We start from the raw sequence: 13,890 nt of genomic DNA on the forward strand, positions 1-13,890 counted from the left end.
ATCCGTTTCGGCAAACAGGATCTGAACTTCGTTTCGCAACCAAACCTTAACAAAAAGTTAATGCGAGAATCAAGTTAAATAACAATTGGGCTCTTCTCCGCTTTGTTGAGTAGATTTAGGATTTCAAATAGAGCATAGATTGATTATCTGGAATGGATGATTGTCTAATTTTGAGTTTGAAGTATTCGGTATCCTTGATGCCTCTGGCTCGCTTACGGATCATTCCTATACTGACATTACCAGCCTCTATCCTGGCGCTTGTGAGCTTGTGTTTGGCGTAGTTGCAGATGCCCACACAATGTTTCCGTAGGGATTTCGCGAACTTTTTTAGATAGAGCATCTGTGACTGATCTGCTATCAGGCACCAACGTTCCAGTTGCTCCGCCATCGCCTCAAATGAAGCGGCACTCCACAGCAGCTGAAGCTGTTCTTTCAAGACGTAAAGTGCATTCAGGTTGCTATTGCTCTCCAGCAACCTTTGCAGCTTGTCACTTTGTTTTTCACTCAACTTATCCGCATTTTTGAGCAACAGATAATGCGTCCCTTTCATCAACTCTTTACCACTTGGATCGGCCTTTCTGAACTCAAGTCGACGCTGATTATGGATAGCTTTGCTGTAGTTTTTCATGACGTGGAAACGGTCAAATACTATGTCGGCCAACGGCAAGGACTCTCTGACAGCCTTTTGGTAGGCAGGCCCCATATCCATCGCTACGGCCTTTATTTTGCAGGCTGTATCTGGTTGCAGTTGTTTCAAAAACCTTGAAAAAACCTCGGCAGTTCGGCCTGCTTCAACCCAGATCAGATGACCGCCAACCATATCGTAGACCACCGTCATGTAGTCATGACCTTTCGCCCGGGCAACTTCATCTACACCAATATATTCCAAGCCAGTTAGCTCTGCAGGATCAAGCGTAGGGAGAGTTTCAATAAGGTATGCCCTGTCGATATTCTTGACCGTTTCCCATCGTATATCCAAATGTCTGGAAACCGCTTGAATAGACATATGCCGACATAATCCACTGATCAGTCGGCAAAATCGGTGAGTGAAACGGCACCCTTTATCAACAAAATCACACCCCTCAATGCGGCGTTCGCCCTTGTTAATATAAACCTGCGCCAGCTCAATCTCGACCACACAAGGATACCCAAAAAGGGGGATGTCGTTTACTTGTCGGCGGACATGCTGGTTGATGCTTCCCTTCTGGCCTGTAGCAGGGTCTATAGCCCTCCTACGCGCGTCTCGGCTGCAGTGAATGACAATCTTAACACCGCCGTCATCCAGTTTAATTTCATTTACACGTTGCCCTTTGAGGCCTAAAATATGCTGCGAGATGTTGATTGTCATATACCTGCTCTATGTAAAGTTATCAGAAACCATACATATCAACAGGTTACTTGGAGGTCGGCATCTTTTTCTACTCAACAAAGCGGAGAAGAGCCAACAATTGGGAAAAATAAATATAAAATACAATCATTTAAGTATTGGATTTAAGGTTAATTTAGCTTTTATTCTACTTATACTTCCCGAGTATAAATGTTGACATTTCAAACCTTTATGATTGCCAGAATTTGAAGTTCCATTATGATAGCCCTATCTCAAGCCTTCTGATTCTCAGATAAATGGGATAAGGGGTAAAAATTCAGAATCGGATGGGAGGACATCGCGTTTGAAAACCGATAATCAAAGCAATCAATGCCATGTCCCAAAAATTGGAATGATTGCAGGGATCTGTGCAACATTTTCAGTAGTGCTTTGCTATGGGACACTGATGTTCATCAGCCTCCTGAACCATCTCGGGGTTGCAATATCCCTCAATGAGACCCTGTGGGCAGGTGGCATTGTCACCACAGCCTCACTCGCCGTATTTGGCCTTATCCTGGGTCTGTTCCGGCATAAAAACCCCTGGCCCACTTTAATCGGTGGATCCGGTGCAGTTATCATTGCCTATGCTATGTATGTAAACTATCACTTTGCAATAGAACTATCGGGGTTTTGCCTGCTTAGCCTTGCTGCACTTTGGGACTGGCGGTCAAAAAAATTAGAACCTCTGGCGGTTGCGGGTTAACAGTTCCCTTTACCCCCAATATTGGTTATGGTCCGCGCCAACTTAACCGTAAAAGCGATGGGGCATGAGCCAGAATTCCAAAGATAATTCCCAAAAAGATTTCAAGGCGAGACGGATCACCGATGATCCAGCCTACGATGAGGCCTGTCGCTTTATCATAAAATTGGGAACTGCGGTGCATGGGTATGGGCCATCCGCTGCCCGGCTGGAATCCTTTCTCAACCGGGTAACCGATGCGCTTGGCTACCACGGGGTTTTTCGCTCTACCCCCTCTGAAATCACCTTTGCTTTTTGGCAACGCGAAGAACTGTGGCAGCGCACCCACATCACCCCCGTCCCAGTAGGTGGCTATAATATGGCCAAGCTCGCCTACGTTGGAGAGCTGGTGGACAAAGTTGTCTCTGGTGATCTCAGTCTCAAACAAGCAACAGTACGGTTGGATGAGATAGATCAGATGGCCAGTCCCTGGGGTGTTCTCACCTACGCCCTGAGCTTTTTCCTGGTCGGCATCGGCTTTTCCGGTCTGATCCAGGGCAATCTCTGGGATATCGGGATTTCAGGCGTGCTCAGCCTCGCGGTTTATATTCTGGTTGTCATGGCGGATAAAATCGGCGGGCGTTTTGCCGATGCCCTGCCCTTTGTCTCGGCTTATTTTGCAGGATTTTGTGCGGCAGGTCTCAAGCTATTTTTGCCCGAGATTAACGATAGCGTCATCACGCTATCTGCCATTGTGATCCTGATCCCGGGATTTGCCGTCTCAGCCGGGATTATCGAAATCGTGGAAAACCATGTGGTCGCGGGATCAGCACGATTGATGGGCGGGCTGGTTTACCTGATCAAACAGTTTACCGGCGCCTGGCTTGGTATGGCGACCATTGCGCTGCTCTGGACTTCGGAAAGTAATCTCGAAAGCACGGGTTCTTCCGGGATCGAGACCTGGGTTTTTATTGCCTTCTTATTCCTCGGGCTTTGCGTTGCCTATCAGACCCTGTTGCGCGACTTTATCTGGGTGATAATCAGCTGCGCTTTTTCCTATGGCGGTGTGATCATAAGCAGTACTCTGCTATCTGCGGATCTGGGCACCCTGTTTGGCTCCATGATAGCCGGTATTTTTGCCAACATCTGGGTTCGGATTACCGGACGCCCGACATCTATTGTCCTGATCCCCGCCATCACCGTATTGGTCAGTGGCTCCATTGGTTTCAGGGGCCTTATCGTAGCTGCCTCGGGCCAAACCGATCAAGGGGTTGATCAGTTTATGCAGATGTTTATTGTTGCCCTGGCGATCTCTGCCGGGCTGTTGATTTCCAATACGATCCTACGCCCCAAGATCACCTTATAATTGGTAAGGGATAAAGTACAAAAAGGGCAGATACCTGGATGGTACCTGCCCTTTAAACTTAATCATCAATCTTTCGATTTAGACTTAAACCGTCAGGCTAGGGATGATCTGTTTTTTACGAGATACAACGCCAGGCAAGACGACGGTGTCGCCGCTCACGCTGACATCGAAAGATTTTTCAGCTACTGATTTCACCACATCGTTGGCAACCAACAGGGTTGCTTCTTCTGCCAGAATATTCACGACGAAAAGAAGTACCTGATCAACCCCATCTTCGCTAGCGACAGAGCTCATAGTAGAAATTAGGCTATCTTTACGGACGAAGATTGTCTCCGGACTTGTTGTCTCCAGCACTGATACCCGGAACTTAACATCGCCAACTTCGTACTTTTTACTGTCGAGGCGCAGAAGCTCGGCATCAGAGAAGTGAGATACATCTGACTTGGCCGCAAACATTTCAGCAGCATAATTTTTGATATTCACGCCGAGATCTTTGGCCAGTTCTTTGGCTTTTTTGATATCGGTTTTTGTCGTCGTTGGACTGCGAAATGCCAAGGTGTCAGACAGGATACAAGACAACATCAGGCCTTTGATCCCGCGGGGCGCTTTTCTCATAGCATGACTGATCAAATCAATCATGATTGTTGCTGTCGAAGCAACTGGTTTGATTGTGATGTTGATCGGCTGTTTGGTTTTGATCCCACCTACCAAGAGGTGATGGTCAATAATCTCGATAATGTTGGCTTCGTTTACATTATCCGGCAGCTCAGCAGGGTTGTTGGTATCAACAATAACCACATCCTGGCCCGCTTCCAATGTGCCGAGAGTAGCCGGCATATCAAAGCCCCAACGCTCCAGAACAAACTGGGCTTCGGTATTTGGTGTTTCCAAAACAAAAGCCTCGGCTTCCTGGCCTTTGATTTCCTTTAGATACCATGCCCAGATAAGGGCAGAGCATGTCGCGTCTGTGTCAGGTGCCAGATGGCCGAAAATTTTGATCATGTTTCAAACATTCGTAAATTTGTCTGTGGGCGGAGTAAATTTCCCTGCCCTTATAATCAAGCAAAAGCCAGAAGTCACCCCTCTCTTGTCCCCACAAGAAAGATCTTTCTTTAATCGGGGGGATTACATTATTTCCCCACGGAGCAACTTTTATAAAAAGAGAATATAAATCAAAGAGGTGATGTAATTCACTCAATATTTGTGGCTCAGTTAACTTGGGTCATTCTGCGGTAAAACATTAAAGCCATAGCTGGTGAGGATTGCATCATAGCGACCATTTTCTTTGAGGGTATCAATCCCGCGATCAAAAGCGATAGTTAAGGACCTATTTCGGAATACTGCATATTTATGTCCGGGAAGGAATATTTGGTGGACCGCTATAGGTTGATTCGTATCCAAAGTATCGGGGTATTCAGAGTTTTTGACAAACCAGCGCAATATATTTTTATCCCCAACAACAAAGTCGGTATCGCCTGCGTATAAACGAATGATTTGCTCGTATTGTTTGGCCACTTCCCGGTAGGTACTGTTACCGGAAACAGTGTGAGCAAAATCAGGTCCCAAAACTTTTGAAGCCGTTTGGAAAGCCACGATACGTTTGCCTCTCAGATCGGCAATCTTTTTCACGTCAAACTGACGATCCGCAAGTGAAATTGCCACATTTTGATAAGTAATATAGGTTTTAGAAAAGTGCCCTTCTAATTCTTCGTGGGGTGAAACAGTCATCGCACCATCGGTTATACCATCCATAAATTCGGCATTTCGGCGTTTGTTAGATACATAAAAGGGAACCACCCGATAACCTTCAAGTGCCATAGCTTCCCGAACGATATCCAATTCTGCGCCACGGTTCTCCCCAGCGATAACATAGGGCGGCACCGAAAACCCCACGCTAAGGTGGATTTCTTTCATTACCTTTTTTGTTGAAGGGGTGGGTGTTTCTTGCGCGTATAGGGGAGAAGAAAAAATGGTAAATGCCAGCAAAAAATAACATACGTTTTTCAGATCACAATATATTTGAAGCATCAACGTGACAAAGATCTTCCTGAAAAAGACGCCTGGTACAGTTTCCGTTTTAATCACCATGCTACTTGTCCTCTTCTAAAACTGAGAAGGTTCCTTCAAGCTGCTTGGCAACTACTGATTACAGCACAAAACGCTCAATAATAGTTGAGTATAATACTAAACTATTACTTCTTATTAAACAAACATTAACGGTAATTTCCCCCTTGTTTATAACAAGGTAATCCCTATGGTTTAAAGATGACAAACCTACTTTTTATATGCAGTAAAAATCAATGGCGCAGCCCAACCGCTGAAAATATATTTCGCAAATATCCAGACATTTCCGCGCGTTCCGCAGGAACGAGTAGCAGTGCAAAACACAAGGTCACGGTTAAGGATATTCAATGGGCGGACATCATTTTTGTCATGGAGGAAAAACACAAATCCAGACTAAAGGCCGATTTTCGTCGTCAACTTGAATACAAACCTTTGCATGTCCTCGATATCCCCGACGACTATCCATACATGGATGCCGAGTTAATCGACATTCTGGAAAATTCAGTCCCAGGTTATCTCTAAATTACCTGCTTCATACCCTTTTTCTTCAAGCCTCTGGATATCGACTGATTGAAGATTATTTCATTCATGCCTAAGTTTAGTGTGGCTTCACTGCCACGCGAAAAGCCCTAAATTTAAAAATCAGGGCTTTGCTCGGGTTTATTTATCAAAATGAATGACGGTACGAATACTCCTACCCTCATGCATTAAGTCAAAAGCTTCATTTAGATCTTCGAGCCCCATGGTATGGGTGATAAAATCATCCAATTGAAATTCACCTTGGAGATACCGCTCAACAATTTTAGGTAACTCACTTCTACCCTTAACGCCGCCAAAAGCAGAGCCACGCCAGACCCTACCTGTAACCAGTTGAAAAGGTCGTGTGCTGATTTCTTGCCCGGCACCAGCTACGCCAATAACAACAGACTCTCCCCAGCCCTTGTGGCAACACTCCAAAGCTGAACGCATGACGTTTACATTACCAATACATTCAAATGAATAATCAACGCCACCATCTGTCAGCTCGACAATTACATCCTGAATTGGTTTGTCATGATCCTTCGGGTTTATGAAATCTGTAGCTCCAAGTTTACGGGCGAGATCAAATTTACTTTCATTGATGTCGATTACAATAATCCGCTTCGCCTGCGCCATAACCGATCCAATGATCGCAGATAGACCAATACCGCCAAGACCAAAGATAGCGACAGTGGCATCTTTTTCGACTTTGGCAGTATTCAATACCGCCCCCATCCCCGTCGTTACGCCACAGCCCAGCAAACACACTTCTTCCAAAGGGGCATCTTTATTGACTTTGGCTAAGGCAATCTCTGGCAAAACGGTATATTCAGAAAATGTCGATGTTCCCATATAGTGATAAATCTCTTTACCGTCCTTGGAAAACCGTGTCGTTCCATCTGGCATTAAACCCTTACCCTGGGTTTCTCTGATTTTTTGGCAGAGATTGGTTTTCCCGGACTTACAGAACTTACACTCGCCACATTCCGGAGTATACAAAGGGATCACATGATCTCCCACTTGCACGCTTGTGACACCAGAGCCGATTTGCTCGACGATCCCACCGCCTTCGTGCCCTAGAATGCAGGGAAAGATTCCCTCGGGGTCATCGCCAGATAAAGTGAAGGCATCGGTGTGACATACGCCTGTCGCGACCATACGCACAAGAACCTCACCAGCTTGTGGTTCTTGTACATCCACCTCTTCAATGGTCAGAGGCAGACCTGGTCCCCAAGCAACAGCCGCTTTTGATTTAATCATGAGTACTTCTTTCGCAAAACATTAAGATTGCGAAGGTAATACTCCTTATCCTAATATGTGATAATGCATCTATTTTGTGAATTACTTTTACGGATATGTAATAATGTTAAGTTGGGAAGGGTTACGAGAATTTATCGCTGTTGTTGAGACAGGTAGCTTTTCGATGGCTGCGAGGCAGTTAGGTACTTCCGTTGCTCAAGTCAGCCGAAAGGTCGGGGCATTAGAAAGCCGTTTGGATGCGAAACTGTTTTACAGAAACACTCGAAAAGTCTCCATAACGGAAGCAGGATCAACCTATTATCACTATTGCAATCCAGCGATAGAAAGTTTGGAAGAAGCTGAAAGAGCCATTTCAGAGCTCCAGTTGCGTCCCAAAGGTAATTTACGAATGACTGCGCCAGTTTCTTATGGGCAAATGGCAATAATGCCAATCATTAATGAATATATGAAAAGCTATTCTGATGTAAAAGTGGATGTCTTTCTGGCCAATAAGAAAATCGACATTATTGAGGAAGGTTATGACTTATCTATTCGATTGGGGGCGCTTGAGAGCTCAAACTTAATTGCCCAAAAACTGACCACCAGAAAGTTATACGTCTGCGCATCGCCAGCTTATTTGTCTGATCACGGCCCAATAAACACCCTACCCCATTTAAATAACCATAATTGTCTTTTAGGAACACTGGATTACTGGCGGTTTGAAGAAAACAGCCACGAAAAAACCATCAAGGTTAAGGGCAATTTTCGCTGTAACAATGGACCCTCGCTGTTAAACGCCGCCCTTATGGGATTGGGAATAGTGCAACTCCCCAACTATTACGTTGATCCCTATATTAAAACAGGAGAACTCGTCCCTCTATTAGAGGAATATCAAACCCAGGACGAAGGAATTTGGGCTCTTTATCCCGAGAACAGGCACCTGTCCCTCAAGGTTAAAACCCTCATCGAATTTTTAAAGCAGGGGCTATCTGGGAAATGATAATGGCCAGCGGCTTAATATTTTATCCGATTATTCTGGTTACTCATATCTAAGGATATCTCCGGGCTGGCAATCCAAAACTTCGCAAATTTTCTGCAAGGTGGTAAAACGGATCCCCTTGACCTTGCCGGATTTAAGCAAGGAAACATTCTGAACAGTAATTCCCACCAGTTGGGCCAATTCGTTTGAACGCATTTTACGTTTGGCCAGCATGACATCCAACGTAACAACGATTTCTTTCTCGTTTGCTTTATTCTCTGCCATGATTAAACAATCTTCTCATATTCTTCAGCGACTTCGCCTGCCCGTACCAGGACAGCTGACATCAACGATAGTAAAATACCAATCAAGAATAAAACAAAAGCGATCGGTGCCGTTGATGCATCCAGATCCAGTTGTATCATTCGTTCGCCAACCTCGTTGTTATAGGTCAAAGCCAGGCTCATCAAAACCTGAACCACGGGGATCATCAACGTAAATAGCACCAGCGACAAACCAAAACGACGCAAACATTGACCAAATTCCGGTAGGTACCATTTTCCAGTGTTTAATCTGTTAAAGATTTTTGCGACAGACCAAAGACCATAGGACAAAATCATCAGATGGATTGAAGAGATAACAGCGCCAAAGATCCTGTTGTTTTGATTTAAATTAAACTCGGTCTCGACCATTCCTGAATAAGCCCGCGCAGGGAACTCAGCAAACTCTGGATCAATCCACAATGCGGCGTTCACCAATAGAAAACTAATCGCTACTAACTGGGAAAAAGGAGCTAGAAACGGAGAAAAAAATATAAACATCAAAAATTACCTTCAAACTACAGAACCTTCAAAACAACCATTAATTATTGTTTTACGATAATTTAATCCGGTAAACCCCCGGCTATGCCGGGGGACTCTCAATGGTTTGACCGTTCCCACGGTCTTACATTTCTTTGTTTATTGACCAAAATAACAAAGGAATTAGCCGATGAGAGATTACAAAAGCCTTGCACATACGAGATGGGATTGTAAATACCACGTGGTTTTCATCCCTAAACGCAGGCAAAAAGTTATCTATGGCAACCTACGTCAGTATCTTGGTGAAATTTTCCATGAACTGGCCGGGCATCGCGAAAGTAAGATTGAGGAGGGCCATTTGATGCCGGATCACATTCACATGTGTATCAGCATACCGCCCAAACATGCTGTTTCAAAAGTCGTTGGATACCTAAAAGGAAAAAGCGCGATTGCCATAGCTCGAAAATTCAAAAATAAAGCACGGAATTTCAAGGGTGAAAATTTTTGGGCCCGTGGATATTTCGTCTCAACTGTAGGGCTCGATGAACAGATGGTGAGGGAGTATATCAGAACGCAAGAAGAGCGTGATAAGTACTTTGACCAAATGGATATATTCAATCCATAACCGCTTTAGCGGTTCCCAATTTGCCCCTTTAAGGGGCTCACCCGCTTAAGCCCCCGGCTTTGCCGGGGGTCATTTAACTTTGTCAACTCTTATATTCATATACCAATATACTAATCATTATATCAAAATACTAAAGTGGCGTTCATACTCCGAAAAAAGCATCTGCACTATTCGGACAGAAAAGTGTCTCGAGATAAAACAATATTTGATCTCTGGAAAAGATATAGGCATGATCTCCACTAACCTAATCCCATTAGGTGTATGACTTAGGCATTGAATTTAAGCCCCGGAGATTTGAAGTGCGCAGATTTCTCACCATCTTGTTGTTATCGATAACATTCGCCTTTCCGACTTTTGCGGATACGATTGAAGAAGCGAAAGCCGCGGTTAAACGTCAAGATTATGAAACCGCCTTTACCCTATACCTCCCTCTTGCCGATCAAGGAGTTGACGAAGCCCAATATGCCCTGGGCGAGATGTACAGTAAGGGTTTTGGAACTGAGCAAAATGTTGAAGTGGCAACGGAATGGTTCGAAAAAGCAGCGGAACAAGGACACTTACTCGCACAACTTCAGGCTGGACGGATTTACTTCCTCATTACAGAAGATCTCGTCAAAGCCCATAAGTGGCTGAACGTTATTTCAGAAAGAAAGATCGAAGGCGCTAAAAAGTTACAACTCAAAGCCGCTCAAATGCGCAATGATATTGCCAAAGAAATGACGCCTGAACAGATTGCGGAAGCTGAAAAACTTGCTGAGAATTGGTTGGCACAACAATAACGTTCAGTTGTTAACCCGCTGCAGGCTCCATGTAAAACGCAGCCTTGTGTGACCGGCTAGTGTAATACCGCGTTTTAGGAATAGAGCGCATGGTATCATTGCCCTGTTCAGCAATCGCGTTGAGATCAAGTGTGTCGCTTGCCCAGGAGAACGCATGCAATCCCCCAATATAAGTTGGAACCGCAGCGTGATAAAAACCACCGTAACGGAAATGTGCCTGCATCCGCTCACTCATATGAGTTCGGATTGAAGGTTGATATGCCGGACACCCTGCCTGGGCAACCATAATGCCCCCCTTGGCCAGACGCGCTTTACATTTGATATAAAACTCATCCGTAAACAGGGCGGTTGAATTATCATCAGGATCCGTGGAATCAATGATGATCACATCAAACTCCCGGTGACTCTCTTGCAGATATTTAGCCCCGTCATCGATGACCAGGTCGAGCCTTGGATCATCAAAAGCCCCCTGCAAAATATCACTCAGATGTTCACGACATAGCTTTACCAAGGCACCATCAATCTCAACCATTGTGACCTGTAACAAGGTTTCGTGTTTAAGTACTTCACGCAGGACAGTGCCGTCACCTGCACCGATAATCAGAACATTTTTAGCATCGGGGTGAGAGACCATGGGGATGTGCACCATAATCTCGCTGTAGATATGTTCGTCAAACTGGGTGATTTGTACCGCATCATCCAGGACCAGAACCCGACCTAGCAGGTTATTGTCAAAAAGGGATACTGTCTGAAAGTCCGTTTCTCCCTCAAATATTGGCTTGTCCACACGTATAGACTGGCGAATTTCAGGGTGAATGCATTCCTCGAACCAGGACATGTATACAAAACTTTCAATATCTTATCAGGGTATCTTATGTCTTAGAGTGCCCGCTAAGGTAAGTCCACGTCTTTCCACCGACCTACACTCTTTTGGCGTATCAAATACCCCTACGAAACACTGAGGGCTTTGAGAATTTCATCAGCGGCCTGACGTCCGGTTTCATAGGCCCCTGGCGCCATAGAGGCCCACTTACCATGCAAAGCCTCCCCGGCAAAGAACAAACGATCCTCGACAGGTAAGCGGGCGATTTCACGTTTATGGTTATGTCCAACATTGGAATAGGCATAACCACCACGTGCCCATGGATCCGCATGCCATTTGGTAAAGTGTCCTTTGAGGAACAATTTTTTAACATCCGATCCAAACACTTCTGACAGGAAATTCAAGGCAAGATCAAAAGCCAGGATATCCGCATCTTTTTCAGCAGCAAGATCCCGGGCCAATTGACCACCAACGAACATGGTATCCATGGCTTGTCCAAAGGGGCGCAACAGATGATCTGTCCAGGTGCATTCTCCTGCCTCCTCCCCTCCCTGAAGATAAGCCGTCGTGGTATTTAAATCTGATAAAAGGGAATTGAAAGCATCATCAAACTGTAAGGTAATTTTGTCCAATACCCCCATGGGTAATTGAGAAAAAGCTTCCATCTTCTCCACGGGTAGCAACGGCTCAAACTGAAGAGTTTCATCCGTAATGATTTCAGTCGGGACCGTTACCATCACCGCTTTGCAAGCAATGCTCCCGTAATTGGTTTCAACAAGGACTGACGGACCACACCAGTTAACCTTTTTAACCTGAGTGTTGAGCTTGACAGGAACCTCTCCCAAAGCTTTAAAAATTCCAGCGGCCAGACCTTGAGGAACCAACCATTCCGTACCGGTTTCATACTGGGTTTGGTAATCGATAACCGAAAGATCCCTTGTCTTTTGCCCGGCTTCAAATTCACCTTTACGCAAATGAGCCAGGGTATCCCAAGCACTTTTCGGGGGCCGCAATTTGTGAATAGATATATCACCGCCAGCCACGGCATCATAAGCCCAGAGATCGTCATAAAGCGCATCTTCAGCTTGTTCCGCACTTGCATATTGTTCAGGTGTAGCCTCACGCCCCGAGCAATAAAACTTGGACGCTACCGCACCATGATCGAGAATATCAAACCCGGGGGTTTCTTTGACCAACAGCGACAACGGATTAACATCTGCCGAATGTAACCAGGCACAACCGTGATCATAGGGGACGCCAAAGGTTTCACTTTCAGTATAAGCCCGCCCGCCAATACGATCACGTGCCTCTAGAACGACAACAGACACCCCCTCAGTCATTAATCTACGCGCGGCAGCAATGCCGGCAATACCAGCGCCAACAATAACCACCTCTGGATTAGAGGGTATGGGCACACTGGCCTGTTTATTCATATTTGTTTTCTCAATAATTTTCATTGGCTTAAAATAAACTGGATTTTAAACACAGGAATACCGCACACGTAAGGTAACTTACCATCAAGTGATTATCTGGCTAGAATAAAGATATTTTAGAGCTCAAAATTCGACCCGTTGGAACAACTGAAACTTATCCTCAGACGCCCTCTGAGTAACATTTAAGTGGATGTACTTATGATGTCTTTGGCTGGATCATAAAATCACTGGTTTCTTTATGTGACAGCGCCTCTTGGGCATAATGAAAGGTGCCGTTTTCTTTCACTTCCTTTGCCGCGGCCATAAAAGCACCAAGAGCTGCCCGGGCAAATGACCCTCCGACAGATATACGTTTCACACCCACATCCTGCAAATCTTCTACCGTGTAGGTAGCACCGCCGCGCCCCATAACGACGTTCACAGGTTTTGACACCGCTTCACATACAGTTCTGATAGCATCCAGATTTGGCAAGCCCGGAGCATAGAGCACATCAGCACCAGCTTCTTCAAAGGCTTGCAAACGTCGCACGGTATCATCGAGATCATCCTTGCCATGGAGATAATTCTCAGCCCGCGCGGTTAATAAAAACGGGAGATCTCGACTGATTTCACTCGCGGCACGAACCCGGTCCACCGCCTGTTCAAACTCAAAGATAGGATCCAGTGGATTTCCTGTCGCATCTTCGATAGACCCTCCGACCAGGCCGACGCCAACAGCCAGACGAATTGTTTCTGCGCAGCTTTCAGGTGTGGCCCCAAAGCCTTCTTCCAGATCAGCGGATACAGGAAGATCCGTCGCTTCGACAATTTCCCGACAATTCACCAAGGTCTCTCCACGAGACAACGCGGCGACACCGTCACAGCGGCCAAGTGCAAAAGCCAGCCCCGCTGATGTTGTCGCAACCGCATCAAATCCGAGAGATGTTAACATCATCGCCGTTCCAGCATTCCAGGCGTTTGGGATAAGAAATGACCCCGCTCTTTCATGAAGCGATTTAAAGATCTCATATTTTTCTTGTTGTGTTTTTGTCATTGGCTTAGTCCCTTGATGGGCGGTTTGACGGGATCATCTCTCTGATACACATCCTATAGTATAAGCTATATTGGTGAGAATTATGATAAAAAACGACGAGGTATAACCCTATTTTACGGTTTGTATGTGCTTTTAATCCCATTCCAGAAATATCGATTTCGAATTTGAGCCGTCATCTTTTAATT

Annotated in this window: 16 protein-coding genes; 7 read left to right on the plus strand and 9 right to left on the minus strand. The window is 45.4% G+C overall.

What is annotated here, in order from left to right; all coding sequences use genetic code 11:
* Window positions 1-115: 115 nt before the first annotated feature.
* Window positions 116-1,348: an ISL3 family transposase gene (locus ACOGW3_RS21335; protein ID WP_419901077.1), complete on the minus strand. Its 1,233-nt coding sequence runs from the start codon at window positions 1,346-1,348 to the stop codon at window positions 116-118.
* Here ACOGW3_RS21335 and ACOGW3_RS21340 point away from each other — a divergent pair.
* From ACOGW3_RS21340 to ACOGW3_RS21350, 3 genes are all read left to right on the plus strand, one after another.
* Window positions 1,335-1,544: a hypothetical protein gene (locus ACOGW3_RS21340; protein WP_419904794.1), complete on the plus strand. Its 210-nt coding sequence runs from the start codon at window positions 1,335-1,337 to the stop codon at window positions 1,542-1,544. The genes ACOGW3_RS21335 and ACOGW3_RS21340 overlap by 14 nt on opposite strands.
* A 126-nt stretch (window positions 1,545-1,670) precedes the next feature.
* Complete coding sequence (locus ACOGW3_RS21345) at window positions 1,671-2,069, plus strand: MerC family mercury resistance protein (RefSeq protein ID WP_419904795.1); 399 nt, start codon at window positions 1,671-1,673, stop codon at window positions 2,067-2,069.
* Between the two features lie 64 nt (window positions 2,070-2,133).
* Window positions 2,134-3,411, plus strand: a complete 1,278-nt coding sequence (locus ACOGW3_RS21350) for a threonine/serine ThrE exporter family protein (RefSeq protein WP_419904796.1) — start codon at window positions 2,134-2,136, stop codon at window positions 3,409-3,411.
* Between the two features lie 84 nt (window positions 3,412-3,495).
* Here ACOGW3_RS21350 and ACOGW3_RS21355 read toward each other — a convergent pair whose 3' ends face one another.
* Together ACOGW3_RS21355 and ACOGW3_RS21360 are read right to left on the minus strand one after the other, a co-directional pair.
* The gene (locus ACOGW3_RS21355; protein WP_419904797.1) at window positions 3,496-4,413 is read right to left on the minus strand and encodes a manganese-dependent inorganic pyrophosphatase; all 918 of its coding nucleotides are present in this window, start codon (window positions 4,411-4,413) and stop codon (window positions 3,496-3,498) included.
* A gap of 210 nt (window positions 4,414-4,623) precedes the next feature.
* Window positions 4,624-5,499, minus strand: coding sequence for a substrate-binding periplasmic protein (locus ACOGW3_RS21360; RefSeq protein WP_419904798.1), 876 nt, complete (start codon window positions 5,497-5,499; stop codon window positions 4,624-4,626).
* 177 nt (window positions 5,500-5,676) lie between these two features.
* Here ACOGW3_RS21360 and ACOGW3_RS21365 point away from each other — a divergent pair, with 177 nt between their 5' ends.
* Window positions 5,677-5,997, plus strand: coding sequence for a low molecular weight protein tyrosine phosphatase family protein (locus ACOGW3_RS21365; RefSeq protein WP_419904799.1), 321 nt, complete (start codon window positions 5,677-5,679; stop codon window positions 5,995-5,997).
* Between the two features lie 138 nt (window positions 5,998-6,135).
* Here the strand turns inward: ACOGW3_RS21365 and ACOGW3_RS21370 are convergent, their stop codons facing one another.
* A complete protein-coding gene (locus tag ACOGW3_RS21370; protein WP_419904800.1) occupies window positions 6,136-7,254 on the minus strand; it encodes an S-(hydroxymethyl)glutathione dehydrogenase/class III alcohol dehydrogenase in 1,119 nt (372 codons plus the stop codon).
* Between the two features lie 103 nt (window positions 7,255-7,357).
* Here ACOGW3_RS21370 and ACOGW3_RS21375 point away from each other — a divergent pair, with 103 nt between their 5' ends.
* On the plus strand, window positions 7,358-8,233 hold the full coding sequence (locus ACOGW3_RS21375; protein ID WP_419904801.1) for a LysR family transcriptional regulator: 876 nt from the start codon (window positions 7,358-7,360) through the stop codon (window positions 8,231-8,233).
* A 39-nt stretch (window positions 8,234-8,272) separates the two neighbouring features.
* On the opposite strand, the gene ACOGW3_RS21380 is transcribed toward ACOGW3_RS21375, so the two are convergent.
* Together ACOGW3_RS21380 and ACOGW3_RS21385 are read right to left on the minus strand one after the other, a co-directional pair.
* On the minus strand, window positions 8,273-8,497 hold the full coding sequence (locus tag ACOGW3_RS21380) for a helix-turn-helix domain-containing protein (RefSeq protein ID WP_419904802.1): 225 nt from the start codon (window positions 8,495-8,497) through the stop codon (window positions 8,273-8,275).
* 2 nt (window positions 8,498-8,499) lie between these two features.
* Window positions 8,500-9,033, minus strand: coding sequence for a hypothetical protein (locus tag ACOGW3_RS21385; RefSeq protein ID WP_419904803.1), 534 nt, complete (start codon window positions 9,031-9,033; stop codon window positions 8,500-8,502).
* 169 nt (window positions 9,034-9,202) lie between these two features.
* Between ACOGW3_RS21385 and tnpA the strand changes: the two genes are divergently transcribed.
* Window positions 9,203-9,637 carry an IS200/IS605 family transposase gene (gene tnpA, locus ACOGW3_RS21390; RefSeq protein ID WP_419901154.1) on the plus strand — a complete coding sequence of 145 codons (435 nt, stop codon included), beginning with the start codon at window positions 9,203-9,205 and terminating at the stop codon, window positions 9,635-9,637.
* A gap of 299 nt (window positions 9,638-9,936) precedes the next feature.
* Window positions 9,937-10,416, plus strand: a complete 480-nt coding sequence (locus ACOGW3_RS21395; RefSeq protein WP_419904804.1) for a tetratricopeptide repeat protein — start codon at window positions 9,937-9,939, stop codon at window positions 10,414-10,416.
* Window positions 10,417-10,426: 10 nt separating this feature from the next.
* On the opposite strand, the gene speE is transcribed toward ACOGW3_RS21395, so the two are convergent.
* The 3 genes from speE to ACOGW3_RS21410 form a co-directional block, all read right to left on the minus strand.
* A complete protein-coding gene (speE, locus tag ACOGW3_RS21400) occupies window positions 10,427-11,254 on the minus strand; it encodes a polyamine aminopropyltransferase (protein WP_419904805.1) in 828 nt (275 codons plus the stop codon).
* Window positions 11,255-11,364: 110 nt separating this feature from the next.
* On the minus strand, window positions 11,365-12,672 hold the full coding sequence (locus ACOGW3_RS21405; RefSeq protein ID WP_419904806.1) for a flavin monoamine oxidase family protein: 1,308 nt from the start codon (window positions 12,670-12,672) through the stop codon (window positions 11,365-11,367).
* A gap of 196 nt (window positions 12,673-12,868) precedes the next feature.
* Window positions 12,869-13,705, minus strand: coding sequence for an isocitrate lyase/PEP mutase family protein (locus tag ACOGW3_RS21410; protein WP_419904807.1), 837 nt, complete (start codon window positions 13,703-13,705; stop codon window positions 12,869-12,871).
* Window positions 13,706-13,890: the final 185 nt, after the last annotated feature.

Origin of the sequence: Kiloniella sp., from assembly GCF_965205715.1 — a bacterium.
Classification (GTDB): Bacteria; Pseudomonadota; Alphaproteobacteria; order Kiloniellales; family Kiloniellaceae; genus Kiloniella.

Coding starts and splice junctions, on each gene's coding strand:
- ACOGW3_RS21340 (WP_419904794.1), top strand. CDS start 1,335: ATGTTGATTGTCATATACCTGCTCTATGTAAAGTTATCAGAAACCATA.
- ACOGW3_RS21335 (WP_419901077.1), bottom strand. CDS start 1,348: ATGACAATCAACATCTCGCAGCATATTTTAGGCCTCAAAGGGCAACGT.
- ACOGW3_RS21350 (WP_419904796.1), top strand. CDS start 2,134: ATGAGCCAGAATTCCAAAGATAATTCCCAAAAAGATTTCAAGGCGAGA.
- ACOGW3_RS21355 (WP_419904797.1), bottom strand. CDS start 4,413: ATGATCAAAATTTTCGGCCATCTGGCACCTGACACAGACGCGACATGC.
- ACOGW3_RS21360 (WP_419904798.1), bottom strand. CDS start 5,499: ATGGTGATTAAAACGGAAACTGTACCAGGCGTCTTTTTCAGGAAGATC.
- ACOGW3_RS21365 (WP_419904799.1), top strand. CDS start 5,677: ATGACAAACCTACTTTTTATATGCAGTAAAAATCAATGGCGCAGCCCA.
- ACOGW3_RS21370 (WP_419904800.1), bottom strand. CDS start 7,254: ATGATTAAATCAAAAGCGGCTGTTGCTTGGGGACCAGGTCTGCCTCTG.
- ACOGW3_RS21375 (WP_419904801.1), top strand. CDS start 7,358: ATGTTAAGTTGGGAAGGGTTACGAGAATTTATCGCTGTTGTTGAGACA.
- ACOGW3_RS21380 (WP_419904802.1), bottom strand. CDS start 8,497: ATGGCAGAGAATAAAGCAAACGAGAAAGAAATCGTTGTTACGTTGGAT.
- ACOGW3_RS21385 (WP_419904803.1), bottom strand. CDS start 9,033: ATGTTTATATTTTTTTCTCCGTTTCTAGCTCCTTTTTCCCAGTTAGTA.
- tnpA (WP_419901154.1), top strand. CDS start 9,203: ATGAGAGATTACAAAAGCCTTGCACATACGAGATGGGATTGTAAATAC.
- speE (WP_419904805.1), bottom strand. CDS start 11,254: ATGTCCTGGTTCGAGGAATGCATTCACCCTGAAATTCGCCAGTCTATA.
- ACOGW3_RS21405 (WP_419904806.1), bottom strand. CDS start 12,672: ATGAATAAACAGGCCAGTGTGCCCATACCCTCTAATCCAGAGGTGGTT.
- ACOGW3_RS21410 (WP_419904807.1), bottom strand. CDS start 13,705: ATGACAAAAACACAACAAGAAAAATATGAGATCTTTAAATCGCTTCAT.